Annotated in this window: 7 protein-coding genes; 4 read left to right on the top strand and 3 right to left on the bottom strand. The window is 63.7% G+C overall.

Annotation, left to right across the window (positions count from 1 at the left end):
- The coding region (locus ACPDIT_RS14360) for an RHS repeat-associated core domain-containing protein (protein ID WP_423444613.1) at positions 1-918 on the top strand (918 nt) is incomplete at its 5' end.
- Between the two features lie 2,129 nt (positions 919-3,047).
- Here ACPDIT_RS14360 and ACPDIT_RS14355 read toward each other — a convergent pair.
- Complete coding sequence (locus ACPDIT_RS14355; protein ID WP_423444611.1) at positions 3,048-5,099, bottom strand: ATP-dependent helicase; 2,052 nt, start codon at positions 5,097-5,099, stop codon at positions 3,048-3,050.
- A 656-nt stretch (positions 5,100-5,755) separates the two neighbouring features.
- On the opposite strand from ACPDIT_RS14355, the gene ACPDIT_RS14350 reads away from it, so the two are divergent.
- Both ACPDIT_RS14350 and ACPDIT_RS14345 read left to right on the top strand, forming a co-directional pair.
- Positions 5,756-7,135: a HEAT repeat domain-containing protein gene (locus tag ACPDIT_RS14350; protein WP_423444609.1), complete on the top strand. Its 1,380-nt coding sequence runs from the start codon at positions 5,756-5,758 to the stop codon at positions 7,133-7,135.
- Positions 7,125-8,723, top strand: a complete 1,599-nt coding sequence (locus tag ACPDIT_RS14345; protein ID WP_423444607.1) for a response regulator — start codon at positions 7,125-7,127, stop codon at positions 8,721-8,723. Before ACPDIT_RS14350 ends, ACPDIT_RS14345 begins: the two co-directional genes overlap by 11 nt.
- Before the next feature lie 321 nt (positions 8,724-9,044).
- On the opposite strand, the gene ACPDIT_RS14340 is transcribed toward ACPDIT_RS14345, so the two are convergent.
- A complete protein-coding gene (locus ACPDIT_RS14340; RefSeq protein ID WP_423444605.1) occupies positions 9,045-11,234 on the bottom strand; it encodes a DNA topoisomerase IV subunit A in 2,190 nt (729 codons plus the stop codon).
- Positions 11,235-11,399: 165 nt separating this feature from the next.
- Between ACPDIT_RS14340 and ACPDIT_RS14335 the strand changes: the two genes are divergently transcribed.
- Positions 11,400-11,774 carry a hypothetical protein gene (locus tag ACPDIT_RS14335; RefSeq protein WP_423444603.1) on the top strand — a complete coding sequence of 125 codons (375 nt, stop codon included), beginning with the start codon at positions 11,400-11,402 and terminating at the stop codon, positions 11,772-11,774.
- Between the two features lie 165 nt (positions 11,775-11,939).
- Here the strand turns inward: ACPDIT_RS14335 and ilvB are convergent, their stop codons facing one another.
- A complete protein-coding gene (gene ilvB / locus ACPDIT_RS14330) occupies positions 11,940-13,808 on the bottom strand; it encodes a biosynthetic-type acetolactate synthase large subunit (RefSeq protein ID WP_423444601.1) in 1,869 nt (622 codons plus the stop codon).
- Positions 13,809-13,920 lie beyond the last annotated feature (112 nt).

Here is a 13,920-nt window from a genome sequence, read left to right as displayed (position 1 = left end):
GGCCGGCGCATCCGGCAGACGAGCTACGTGTTGAGCAACGGGGTTTGGGTGGTGACGGAGGACCTGAAATCCGTGAGTGATCCGGTCTGGTTCGGCCGGCACATTGCGGAGTTGAATGCCACGAACCATGCCGTGGTGCGCAGCTATGTTTGGGGCCTAGACCTGAGCGAGACATTGGACGGCGCCGGTGGCGTGGGCGGTCTGCTCTGGGTGCGGATGGCGAGCGGTCCGGCGTCCGGGACGCATTTTGCGACCTACGACGGCAATGGGAACGTGTGGCAGTTGGTCTCTGCCTCCACCGGCACGGCGACCGCCCGCTACGAATACGGCCCCTTCGGCGAGCCCCTCCGCACCACCGGCCCGATGGTAAAGGAGAATCCGTTCCGCTTCTCGGCCAAGTATCAGGACGGCGAAACTGATCTGCTTTACTACGGCTACCGTTACTACAACCCCAGCACCGGCCGCCGGCTGAGCCGCGATCCGATCGAAGAACGTGGCGGGAGGAACCTTTATGGATTTTGCAGAAACGATGCGGTCGCCAGACTTGATTCCCCAGGCCAGAATGACCTTGCCTTTTGCGGCCCGATGATGACTGGCGAGGTCGAATGGCACACCCCATCAGAACTAGAAGTGGAAATATCGCTTTTGATGGCAGCCTTGATGACGCCGGTACCTGGGGATGAAGGACTTGCCGCTGCTGTATTGACAAAACGTCTGGCGAAACTGCTGAACAAGGGCGGGAAATGTCTGAGATGTCGATGCAGAGTTGGTTGGCACGGGAAGAGTGTTCAACACAACTACTGCCATCTTCAGCTTGCTTGTTGCGGCAAGGGTGTTTCGATGTCGCACAGAAAACTAAGGATTCCTCTTCCGGACAAGCTTTGCCCACCCGGTGGGCGCGATTGGAACTGGCCTTAAAAATATCCCTGTATGGCTACATTTCCTCTTGCCAAACGAGGCGACCTGCGAATATCTGACCAGTCGCTGGCATGACCAGGTCTTGGACCTTAAGTCCGTCCATCATGATACCCTTCAGAGGAACGTGCGATTCATCGTCTTGGAGGAAGTTCCCGAGCGGAAATCGCCAGTGGTTGCATTTGGGCGGATTGGACTGTTCTCGGTTCCGATTCAATCAACTGTTGTAACGTTGTCGCCAATCGAAGACGTTCGCTTGAACTGCGATACGGGCGACACCGACCTGTTGATTTCGCGAGTAGAGTGCGAATCGCGTTTCTTTCGAATCCATGGGATGAATGGCGACGTTGAGGTGGTCGGTGAGATGATGCAACTGTCTTTGGAGCCGCTCTCGAAAGCTCCAAAGGTGGGACGCGTGGTCGATCTTGGATTGTTCGAGTTATCATGGACGTCTCGCAGGACATGGCGCAGGGAGTGGTCCTGGGGCAACTGGAAACGGACCACCCATTGCCAGGCTGTTGAAAGAGTGGCGTTTTCCCAAGCGGATTGGTTCTAAGGATTCATTGTGATCCCGGCCTCCAACCTCTTGGACCGCGGGTTTGCAGCCTGGACAGGCCTCGACGCGCCGGACGTGTTCGATGTTTTGGGGAATCGTGGAGGAGCGCCTCACGCGGCGGAATTCACCGGGATTCTTTTCTCGCCCCGCTGCAGAGCCCCGGAGTGCGCGCAAGACCGGAGGTCTGCGAAGCAGTGGGCTGAGAAAGGTCCGCTGCGCCAAAAGCCCACAGGGTCCCGCAGAGGAGAAAGCCCACGGAGCAAGCAGAAGATTTGATAAAATGCCCACAGAGCACGCAGAACACGCAGAAAAGGCCGGATCCGGGGAATGGAAAAAAAGGATAACCGCTGCTGGACAGCGCGGACTGTTTTTCGGGGAAGCTTCCGCCGGCTGCCGCCGGCGGCTACAGGGTTGAGAGCCCACAGAGCACGCAGAAGACACCGAAAGAACAAGCTCAGGGATTCCCCAACACACGCGGAGGAGAGAATGGTCCGCCGACTTCCGTCGGCGGCTACGAAGTGGAGAGCCCGCAGAGCCCGCAGAAGACGCAGAAAAGGATCGTGATCGGAACGAGCGGGAAGGGCTTGGGACCTTCAAGGGACGGCGGGCAGGGCGTCCCTGTTTTTACGGTGCGACAGTGCGGGGGCCATCGGGTCCGAGCATTGCAACCGAAGGTGGTCGCCGCGGGAAGACGGCGGAGTTCGGAAGTCAGCCAGCGATTCCCGTCGGTAGCCAGCTTGGTGGCGATTGGGGGGCATCCGCCGACTTCCGTCGGCGGCTACCCCATACTGGGTGCGGCGGCGGATGTACTCATGATCCGAAGGGTCCATCCGGTCATGCGCGGCGGCTTTGGTTGATGAGAGGGAATGCGTCTGGAGGTCCCGGGGCCGCTGGCTGAGGGCGGCGGCGAATCAGTTTGTTTTCAGCTCGGTGGTCCACGGCCTGACGGCCGTGGCGACCTGAGTGCATGACCGTGGGGGCTACTGCGCGGGGCGTGGCCCTTCTTTGGATCGCGGCTCCGCCGACTGTCGAGGGTGAGATGTAGCATTTGTGATCGGGTCTCTGGCACCCAGTAGCTCCGGCTACCCTTTGGTGGTCCAGCCCAGGATCCGCCGCCTCACGGCGGCGGCTACGAATTAGTTCCTTCGATCGGTAGTCCACGGCCTCACGGCTGTGGCTACCCGAGTCCATCACCGTGTTGGCTACTTGGCGGGGCGTAGCATTTTTTTGGATTCCAGGTCTGCTGCCTGAGGGCGGCGGCAGCCATGCGCCGAGTCTGTGGCCCCCGAGGAGAGCCGGGGGAGGGTTTCTTTGCAGCCTGTCCGCAGTGTCTCCGCGGCGGCTACGAAACCGTTTGGCAGGTCAGAGGCTGGCTCCGACGCTTGGTGGTGGCGGCGACAGGTGGTTGGCGGCTCAGGAACGCCGGCGGCGGCGGCCAGGGGTGTCGCTGGCGGGGGCGGAACTGACTCGGACGCAAGACTCGCACGTGCTGATCCCGGCAAAGGCAGGAGTCCACCGAAAAGCCGCTGTTTGAAGAACCGAGCAGAGAGGGGGCCGGGCCGGCAGACGGGATGGGTCAAGCGTAACTACCCGGCATGCGGAGCGTCCACTCTTCGTAGAGTTCTGCCGGGATTTCCCGGAGAAAGCGGGACGGACGCTGGACCGGGTCGGCTTCGCCACCCCGGATTCGGTGGAGCAGCGGGTAGGTGAGATACAGCTCGTTTCGGGCCCGGGTGACCGCTACATAGAACAGGCGGCGTTCCTCCTCTTCGCCCTCCTCGGTGTCGAGGGAACGCGCGGATGGGAACAAGCCGTCGCACAGCATGATGACGAATACCACGTCAAATTCGAGGCCCTTGGCCTGATGCACGGTGGAGAGGCGGAGTCGGTCGGTTTCAGTTCCCGAGGGGGTGTCTTCTTCCGCCTCCACGTTGGTCAGGAGAGCCATCTGGGCCAGGAATTCATGGAGGTCCTGGAACTGTTGAGCGAAAATAGCGAGCTGTTCCAGATCTTCCCTGCGGGAGCGATAGTTCGGGTAGGTGAGCTTGAGGTATTCGTCGTAGCCGGAGGCCAGGACCCGACGGATCATTTCGGCAGGGCTGCGGCGCACTTCGGGATGCTCCAATGCTTCCACAGTGGCGACGAAGGCCGGCCAGACCTCACCGGCTTTGCGGCCCAAGACCGGGGTGCATGATTGCAGTGCGCGGGCGATCGGTGTGTGGCTCAACCCGATCCGGGGTGGGGAGGGGACGGCCTGGGTGGCGGCCCATTCCCTCTGAAAAGCGGCCCACAGTTTCTCGGCTCCTCGCGCACCGATCCCCGGCAGCAACTGGACCACGCGTTGGAAGGCGAGGCTGTCGAGAGGGTTGGCTACGAGGCGCAGGTAAGCCGTGACATCCTTGATGTGGGCTTGTTCGAAAAAGCGGACGCCGCTGGTGATGGTGAAGGGGATTTGACGGTAGGTGAGCTCCATTTGGAGTTCCATGGCATGGAAATGGGCCCGGTACAGGACGGCCATGCGGTGCAATGGGGTGCCGGCCTCGCGGAGTTCCGACACGCGCTGAGCGACAAATGCGGCCTGCTGGGCGGCATCCTGACAGACGACCAGCACGGGACGCGGACCGGAGGGGCGGGCGGCCACCAGGACCTTGGTGAACTGGTGCGGGTTGGCCTCGATGACCGCGTTGGCCAGACCGAGGATTTCCGGGGTGCTGCGGTAATTGATTTCGATCTTGTAAATGCGGGCGTCGGGATACCGTTTGGGGAACTCGAGGATGTTGCGGGCGTCGGCCCCGCGCCATTGATAGATACTTTGGGCGTCGTCGCCCACGACCATGAGATTGCGATGACGGGCGGCCAGGGTGTCGATGATGGCGCTCTGGACGACGTTGGTATCCTGGTATTCGTCCACGAGGATAAAGAGGAACCGGCGTTGCCAATGTTCGCAGACCTCGGGGTGCCGGGTTAAAAGCTCGAGCCAGAAACCGAGGAGGTCGTCGAAGTCCATGACCCGGGCTGCCAGCTTCCGCTCGCGATAGAGTCGGTGGATGCGTTCGATGGGCTCTTGCAGGGGCAGGAAGTAGTCGTAGGACGTGGCGAGAATCTCGCTCAGGGGTTGCTGCAGGTTGGCGGCCAGTGCGAACATCTCGAGCAACACGTCTGCCCTGGGGAAACGCTCCTTGCGTTTGCCCTCGAAACCGGCGTCCTTGAGACAGGAATTCAGCAGTTGGCGGGCATCTTCGCGGTCCAGGATGCTGAAGTCGCGCGGATATCCCAGGAGCTCCGCGTGGTGGCGCAGGATGCGGTGTCCGATGGCGTGGAAGGTGCCGCCCCACAGACCGGGCAGTTCCTGGCCGAGCAGTTCGGCCACGCGCCGCATCATTTCGCGGGCTGCTTTGTTGGTGAAGGTGAGCAGCAGAATTCGCTCCGGCGGCACCCCCTGCTCCAGCAGGAAGGCCACGCGATAGGTCAACGTACGGGTCTTGCCGCTGCCCGCTCCGGCAATGACCAGGGCCGGCCCGGGTGGTGCGGTCACCGCGGCCAGTTGCTGCGGGTTCAGTTCCCGTTCGTAGTCAATGTGCAATCGGACGCCGGGACGAAACGACTGCAACACGTACTCGCGTGTCATCTCGGTCATTCAAAGGCCAACAAAAGGGCCGGCCAAGGGAAAAGACGGGGTGCCAGCGACGGGGCGCAGCCCTCCTTGGTGAAAGAGATCGGAGGCTCTGGAAGAGGGTGGGGTCTTGTGGGCCCAAGGCCGCTGGTTTTTGGTCCGGCCTCGAGTGCGGGCCGGGTGCGGATTCCGGAGCCCCGGTCACGTTCTCCGCGCGAACATGCATGAAGCAACGACCAGAGTGCTTTTGCCGGTCGCCGGCTCTCCGGGCGTCCCGAACGAAGGGGATGGCTCGGGTCGCAAACGCGTCTGAGGGTCTTTTCGACCCGGGCCCCGGCCTGTTGCGGAGGCTAACGCGTTCACTCACGATCTTATTCCCTTCCCGATTGGGCTTTGTCGAACGGGACAATACATCGGAGAGGTCCACGGGCTTTGGGGAGGGCCAGCCGCAGTCCCTGGGCAGGGACAAGCCGGCGGTGAGTGCCGAGCAGTGCGCCGGTTTCGATGCCTTGCACGGCGAAGCGCCGACGCAAGCACCAAGCAGAGTGAATGCGGCCGAGACGCGCCTGCAGTGGCGCTGGGGCGGACCATGCCGTGTTGCGCCGGGCTCCGCCGCACATGGTTCATTGCCAGTTCACCGCCACGGCAGTTACATTGGACGCAGGACAGTCATGGGGTTGGGGCTGCGAGATTGGTGGCTGGGGCGATGCCTGCGGGCAGGTTCTGTCGAGGCCCGCCGGCGCGCCGTGGAAAAGCTGCAGGGCCGTACCGACGGCGCTGCCCTGCAGCTTCTGTTGCGGGCCGTGCGGGATCCGGATCCGACGGTGCGGCGTGCGGCTGTGGCGGCCCTGGGGCAGTTCAAGGAGGAAGTGGCTCTGGGGGCCCTGGTACAGGCTTTGCGGGATTCGGACGAGCAGGTGCAGGAAACGGCCGTACTGGCCCTTCGGCGGGCGGAGAGTCGGTCTGCTGTTCCTGCTCTGGTGGGTCTGTTGGGGCATGGGAATGCCCGATTGGAGCGCCGCGTGGCTCAAACGCTGCAGGCGCTGGGCTGGCGGCCCTCCAGTCCGGAAGAGGAAGCCCGGTACGCCGTGGCCAGTGGAGATTATGAGCGAGCCGCCGCTCTGGGAGGTTCCGCAATTGCCCTGTTGGCTCGGCGTTTTCGCGGGGGCGACTACGCGGAGCGGTTGGCGGTGGTGCGTGCTTTGACCCGGTCGTCGGGGCCCGAGGTGACCGCCTTGCTCATGGAGGCGCTCCGCGACGAAGATGCCACGGTGCGAGCCGCAGCAGCCGATGGTTTGGGGCAGCTGGGGGTGGGTGCGGCGGTACCGGCTTTGATCCGTGCGCTCAAGGATGCGGCCCCGGCGGTACGTGCTGCGGCGGCTGTGGCTCTGGGCCAGTTGCGGGATCCGCAGGCAGTGGACCCCTTGATTGCGGCTTTGGAGGATGCCCAGTGGGAGGTTCGCACGGCCGCGTTGGAGGCCCTGGGGCGTTTGGGTGACCGGCGTGCCTGGTCTTCCGTGGTTGCTCGCCTGGAGGACGTTGATCAGGAGGTGCGGCAACAAGCCGCCGAGACGCTGGGAGTTGTCGGGGATGAGACTGTTGTGGAGAAGCTGGTCTTGACGCTGCTGGATCCGCATGCGGGTGTGCGCCAGGCAGCGGCTCGGGCATTGTACCGCATCGACCCGGGCTGGCAGCGCTCGGAACGGGTCCGGCAGCTGCTGCCCAAAGTCGAAGCGGCTCTGCAGCACAGGGATGTCAGCGTACAATTGGCGGCGGCCACCTTGTTGCGACAGATCACCGGTCTGAGTCCGGCCGAGTTGGCGCAGCAACGATCCCGCGGCCATCCGACCCACCGTCGGGAGGCTGCCGCCGGGATCCTCGAGTCGCTGGTGCAGGATGCGGACCCGGACGTGCGGTTGACGGCCGTTGAGGCGCTCGGGCGACTGGGGCTGTCCCGGAGCCGCGCGGTGCTGGAACGTTGTTTGTCGGATCCGGATCCCGCGGTGGCAGCAGCCACCCTGGACGCACTCTCCGGTTGTCATGGCTCCTGAAGCTTCCAAGACACCGGTTTCCTCTGCGCGGCAAGCCCGCGTGCTGTTCGTGGATGACGATCCCGTTTTCCTGCAAACCGTGGCAGAGCTGATGTCGGATCTCAGTCAGGGGCGGTGGGAGATCCTCACAGCGGGCAACGCCAGCGAGGCGCTTCAGGTCCTGCACAGCCGGCCTGTGGACCTGGTGGTGCTGGACGTCGAGATGCAGGCCATCGACGGCATCCAGGTTTTGTCGCTGCTCAACCGCAGTCATCCACATCTGCAAAAGGCGGTTCTGACGGGCTATGCCACTGAGAATTATCGCGCGGCCTGTTTGGCCCAGGGAGCGGAGCTGTTTTTGGAGAAGCCGACCCGGCCGGAGGGGTGGGCCTCCGTTCATGCGGCCTTGCAGCAACTGCTGGATTTTCCGCCGGAGCGCGGCTTTCGCGGTGTGCTGCGGCGCGTGGGGCTGACCGACATTCTGCAATTGGAATGTCTCGCAAAGAGTTCTTCCGTGTTGGAAGTTACGGCGGGGTCGGTCACGGGCCGGATTTACATTGACCAGGGCCGGATTGTGCATGCCGAGCTCGGCGAGGCCACCGGCGAGGCGGCCTTCTATCGATTGCTGGCGCTTCCGGGAGGTCAGTTCGTTGTGCAACCCTTCCGGGAGCCGCCCGAGCGCTCGATCGGCAGCCCGTGGGAGTTCCTCCTCATGGAAGCGGCGCGCCTTCGGGACGAACTGCAGGCCGAGCTTCACGCGGAAGACAAGGGGACCGCCGGTGCAGCTCCTGTCGAGTCCACGCCCGCTGTGTCGGCGGGCCAAGGGCCGGATTCAACGGCGGGGCAGGTGAGAGATTCCTTCCCTTCCGGGCAGGAGGCGAGCGTGGGACGCGCGATGGTCCAGCCGACCGCGCCTGCGGGGCCGGAGACGGCCCGCTGCGTGCTGGAACCGGGGGCTCCGACGAGCGAGCGACAGGGTGCACGGGAACTTCTCATTTGTGATGCGCACGGCGAGATCCTGTACGAGTGGAACTGTCCGGAGCGTGCCGCGTGGGTTAACGTGATCGAATTCGTTTCGCAAAAGGCCACGCGAATGGTTCCCGGAGACCAGTTCGGCGAATTCGACCGACTCGAGATGGCATGCGGAGGGGCGCGGTGGTTGCTTCTGCTGCGCGCGGACCGGGCCGTGCTCATGGGATGGGGGACTCCACTGGGATCTCCGATCCGACCGCCCGCCGGTTTCGGGGTCATGGACTCACGGAGCCGTCTGATTGAATGGCTGCGAGGCACCAGCGCGCCATCAGGCGTTGTGCTGCGGGCGTTGCGGTTTCCGGACCGCACTGTGGCCAGTGATGTGGAGCTCCGCGACCTGCCCTCGGCGTGGCTCGAACACATCGGTCGGGGGATTCTGGATACGTACGAGGTGCTGGCGGCGCATCGGATTCATCCGGATCGACTGCGCTGGCGGTACGCGCGCGGGGCCATTGATTGTGCCCGGCGCGAGGATGGAACGCTGTTGCTGATGTTCAGCCCGGAGGCAGGGGTTTGCGCCGGTGCAGAAGTCGTGGAGTTTCTGGACCTCTTTCGGCGGGGAGAATCAGCGCGCTAGGCGGTTTGGGTGGATGGATTCGGCAGAACGGCCGACGGGCAGGATTGCAGGGGCCACCTCCGGTTCAAGGCCGGAAACGTCAGGGCGCTGCGCATAAAAAGTCGTTGGCCCCGCGGGCGATCGGGTCGTGCCTGCCCGGCCGCCGGGTAATGTTTCGACGCTCGCATGGCAGGCCGTGGCGCCACCGTGAGTGGGGTTGGCGCGGGTCTTCCGCGGGGCGCCCTCGAGAGGGTGACCGGGCTTGTCTCATGTTGGCCGAAAGCGGTGGCGCAAAACGAAAAGCGCCCCCGGTGCTCCGCAATTACGAGGTCGCTGCGAGGTTCAGACGAAGACGACCTGCGTGGTTGTGGCTTCGGGATCCCAGCCCCGGGGCGGCTCGGCCGCCACAGCGGCGATATCCTTGATGGAGATTTGTCGTCCGCGGGCCCGGGCCTGGCGCACCTCCACCTGGGAGGGATCGCACGTTTGCTGGTGGATCTTCTGGTGAGGGGCCGGTTTGTAACGAATGTAGAGGCAGGGCGGGGTGTCCGGCGCCAGGAACAGAACTTTGCCCTTGTCCGGCACCAGCGAGTAGAGCTTGTTGAGGATCATGCCCCCAAAGGTGAAGCGCTTGAGGTAATTGGCGCGCCGGTCGCTGTAGACGCAGGTGAACACGCGGTCGCGCTCGGGCAGCCCGCAGTAAATCACTTCCGATCCGACGAAGAGTTTCTCGGGCAATTCGATCATTTTGTAAGTACCGTCGCGGAACACCAGAAGGATCCGGTCGTACCGCGTGCAGTCCAGTTTGAACTCGTCGCCGTTGACCTTGTAACCCACGTACCCGCTTTCACGATCGTAACTGACCTTGAAGGCCTTGAACGCCACCGCGCGCGCGTCCACTTCCTCATGGCGGGCGGACTTGGTGGTGCGGCGGGGATACTCGGGGCCGTAACGTTCCAAGAGGCGCTCCAGATGGGCAATGGCGTAGGCGGTGAGGTTTTTCAGGTGTTTGCGGGTTTGGGCGAGTTCGGCCCGCACTTTGTCCATCTCCCTGCGGTGTTGCTCGATGTCGAAGAGGGAGATGCGACGGATGCGCACCTGCAACAATCGCTCCACGTCTTCGCCGGTCAATTCCCGCAACAGCTCCCGGCGGAAGGGCTGGAAGCCCTCGTAAACGGCGGCCCGGACCGCTTCGGCGGTGCGGCATTGTTCGATGCGCTTGTAGATGCGTTCTTCGATGAAGATGCGTTCGAGCGTGCGGAAGTGCAGTTCGTCCTCGAGCTGCCGCTGGCGCAGTTCCAGTTCGCGTCGGAGGATGTCCAACAGTTGAGCGGTGTTTTCCCGCAGGACCTCGCTGACGGTCATTTCGACCGGTCGGTGGTCCTTGATGACCACGATCCGGCTGGTCAGCGTGACCTCGCAATCCGTGAAGGCATACAAAGCGTCGACCAGTTGTTCGGGTTCCACCCCGGGTGGCACCTTGATCTCGATGGCCACGGATTCAGAGGTGTAATCGTGGATGGACCGGACCTTCAGTTTGCCCTTGCGGACGGCGTCTTCGATGGAGGCGATGAGGGAATCCGTGGTGGTGCCGGGCGGGATCTCGGTGATGACGACCGTGTGACGGTCCTTGACTTTGATGCGCGCGCGGACTTTGACGCTGCCGCGACCGTCCTGGTAGTCGCGTGCATCCATCAAGCCGCCGGTGGGGAAATCCGGCAGGACCTTGAAGGGCTGGCCTTTGAGGATGGCGATCTGGGCCTGCAGGAGTTCCGGAAAATTGTGGGGCAAAATGCGGGCCGACAATCCGACGGCGATGCCCTCGGTGCCGAGCATGAGGGCCAGGGGCAGCTTGGAGGGCAGGGCGACCGGTTCCTGGTTGCGTCCGTCGTAGCTGGGGACCAGCTCAGTGATCGCGTCGTTGAACAGCTCGTTGCGGGCGAGATCCGTCAGGCGACATTCGATGTAGCGCGGTGCGGCGGGTGGGTCCCCGGTATAGATGTTGCCGAAGTTGCCCTGGCCCTCGATCAGGTAGCGTTTGTTGGCCAGCACCACCAGGGCCTCGTAAATGGAGGCGTCGCCATGGGGATGGAATTTCATGGTATCGCCCACCACGTTGGCGACCTTGGTGAAGCGGCCGTCATCGCTGAGGTGCATGGCCCAGAGGATGCGGCGCTGGACCGGCTTCAGACCATCAGCCAGGCTGGGGATGGCACGGTCGCGGATAACGTAGCTGGCGTACTCGAGAAAGCTGCGGTCCACGCGCTGATGCAGGGGCAGTTCGACTCGTTTGGGATCGAACGGCCGACGCGTCGGGGTCGGGACCGGCTCGGCCTGAACGTGGGTCTCGCCATTGCCGCCGGGCGGGGGTGAATCGGGGCTGTTCGTTTGCCCGTCTTTTGGTGGCTGTTTGCTCTGGCGACGGGCGGGCGCCGGCGGGGACGAACCGGTCTGATGTTCGCCGCCGGGGCTTTCGTTCGGCAATGGCAACTCGGGTTGGCCTTGCGTTGATTTGCGTTTCCGTCCGCTCATCGGACCATCAGCATAGCCCGGCCGGGTGGGGGAGACCAAGCTCCGGGTGGCGTCGGTTCCCGGGGGACAGGGCTGTGGCCGTGGCCCGACCCGGGTGCCCGGGACAGCCGCGGGCCGGCCAGGAATGTCATTGCAATCGGGCCCGCACCCACCACCCTAGGATGCGTGACACAACCGCTGGCTCTCTTGTGTTATGAGCGTCTTTTGCCCGGGACACAGCTGGTGAATCGCCTTCAGGACCTGGGCTATCGGGTGCAGACGGTGCAGGCCGTGGATGAGCTGCCCTTGTGCACGGCCTCGTGGTTGCCCCTGATCGTGTTTGCGGATCTGCAGGTAACGCGTGGCGACGTGTGCGATGCACTTCGGAGGATTCGGGGGAATCCGGCCACGTCGCATGTCCCGGTTCTGGCGTTTCACAGTGCCGAGGGGGCGGCGTTGGCGGAGGCTGCGCACGAGGCCGGCGCGACTCTGGTGGTGCAGGACACGGCGTTGCTCAACCATTTGCCCCAACTTTTGAGTCAGGCGCTGGAGGTGGATTGAGGACCTGGGACCGCCATTTGGGCACGCCTCGGTTCCGTCGTGCTGACGGCGGAAGGCCGCGGCGTCGCGAGCAGCACCGGCTGCAAAAACCGAAAGCCCACAGGCCGGAGCCCTGGGGCCCGGCCCGTGGGCGAAGCTGCATGCAGGGAACGTCCTGTTTTCGGCTCAGTCTTCCCAGATCATGTCGGCCACGGTCCGGCCGGCGGGGATGAAGGGGAGGACGTGCTCGGTGTAGGGCACGATCACGTCCAGCACGTAGGGTTCGTCTGCGTCGAGCATGCGCTGCAGCGCCGGACGCAGGTCGCGCTTGTAGAGCACCCGCTCGCACTTGACGTTGAAGCTGGCGCACATGCCGACGTAATCGGGATAGATCTGTTTCCGGTTCGTCGGATCGCCCAGGTAGGTGTGCCCCCGGTTGCCGCCGTAGAATTTGTCCTCCCACTGCACCACCATGCCGAGGTGTTGGTTGTTGAGGATGATGGCCTTGGCGGCGATGCGTTCGATGTGGGCCAGGGCCAGCTCCTGCACGTTCATGAGGAAGGAACCGTCCCCGTCAATGTCGATGACCTGGCGGTCGGGGCGGGCCACCTTGATGCCCAGGGCGGCGGGCCAGCCGAAGCCCATGGCGCCCAACCCACCGCTGGTGATGAACTGGCGCGGTTCCCGGTATTTGTAGAACTGGGCCGACCACATTTGGTGCTGGCCCACGCCGGTGGTGATGATGGCCTCCCCCCGGGTCATTTCGTAAAGCATTTCGATGACCATCTGGGGCAGGATCACTTCGCCTTCCATGCCGCGCAGGTGATCCCGCATGTGCTGCGATTGGAGGACCTCCTCGGTGACGCGGTAACGGAAGGGCGCGCGCTGTTTCCATTCGGCGATTTGGGCGTGCCAGGCGGTGAATTTCTTTTGGATGGGCCGCTCGCGCAGCATGGCGTTGAGCCGGCGCAGCGCGTACCGGATGTCGCTGTGAATCGGCAGGTGGGCCCGCTTGTTTTTGTTGTGCTCGGCCGGATCGATGTCGATGTGGACGATGGTTCCGTGCTTGCAGAACTCTTCCACCTTGCCGGTAACCCGGTCGTCGAAGCGCACGCCGAAGGCCAGCAACAAGTCGGCGCCGTCCTTCACCTTGACCATGGGGTCATTGGGACTCTTGCGCGGCAGATATTCGCCGTTGACGGCCCAATTGGCGTAGGCGGCTCCGTGCATGCCGAGCCAGCGCAGGGACAGCGGGTGATCCTCCGGGAAGGCGCCGATGCCCATGAGCGTCGTAGTGACGGGGATGCCGGTGCGCTCGGCAAACTCCCGGAGCTCTTCCGCCGCGTTGGCGCTGATGATCCCGCCTCCAACGTAGAGGACGGGACGCTCCGATTGTTCGATGAGCCCGATGATCTCGTTCAGCTCGAGGTCGGAGGCATGCGGTTCCGGATCGTAGCCGCGGAAGCTGACCTCCGCGGGGAAGACGGGCTGGGTCCGCGCCTGTTGCACGTTTTTGGGGAGATCGATGACGACGGGGCCCGGCCGACCTGTTTGGGCCAGATAAAAGGCTTCCTTCACCACCCGGGCCAGGTCGTTGACGTCCGTGACCAGGTAACTGTGTTTCACGATCGGCAGGGTGATGCCGAAGATGTCGGTTTCTTGGAAGGCACTCTTGCCGATCATGTGAGTGCTGACCTGGCCGGTGATGGCCACCAGCGGCACGGAATCCATGTAGGCGTCCGCGATGGCGGTGACAAGGTTGGTGGCCCCCGGGCCACTGGTGGTCATGACCACGCCCGCCCGGCCCGTGGCGCGTGCGTACCCTTCGGCGGCAAAACCACCCCCTTGCTCGTGGCGGGGCAGATAGACGCGGATCTTCTTCGACCGGGTCAGCGCCTGGTGCACCTCCATGCTCGCGCCGCCGGGATAAGCGAAGATGGTGTCGACGCCCTCTCGTTCCAGGGCGGCCACCAGGATCTCGCTGCCGGTCATCATCGGGCCGATCTCGCCCCGGCGGGCGGCCGTTTTTTGTGTTTCGATGGTTTGACTGCTCATACGGTGTTTGTGTTGTCGGCCGGCGTCGTGGGACAAACAAAAAACCCACGACCGTTGCCAGCCGTGGGTTCTTGTCCAAACTTCGCTCAGTTTCGACAAGAGCCGACGGCGG

This window comes from Limisphaera sp. VF-2 (assembly GCF_049537125.1).
Classification (GTDB): domain Bacteria; phylum Verrucomicrobiota; class Verrucomicrobiia; order Limisphaerales; family Limisphaeraceae; genus Limisphaera.
This window is presented reverse-complemented; position numbering and strand designations above follow the sequence as displayed.

Excerpts from the sequence above, each read along its gene's own strand:
- ACPDIT_RS14340 (WP_423444605.1), bottom strand. The coding sequence starts at position 11,234 with ATGAGCGGACGGAAACGCAAATCAACGCAAGGCCAACCCGAGTTGCCA.
- ilvB (WP_423444601.1), bottom strand. The coding sequence starts at position 13,808 with ATGAGCAGTCAAACCATCGAAACACAAAAAACGGCCGCCCGCCGGGGC.
- ACPDIT_RS14345 (WP_423444607.1), top strand. The coding sequence starts at position 7,125 with ATGGCTCCTGAAGCTTCCAAGACACCGGTTTCCTCTGCGCGGCAAGCC.
- ACPDIT_RS14355 (WP_423444611.1), bottom strand. The coding sequence starts at position 5,099 with ATGACACGCGAGTACGTGTTGCAGTCGTTTCGTCCCGGCGTCCGATTG.
- ACPDIT_RS14350 (WP_423444609.1), top strand. The coding sequence starts at position 5,756 with ATGGGGTTGGGGCTGCGAGATTGGTGGCTGGGGCGATGCCTGCGGGCA.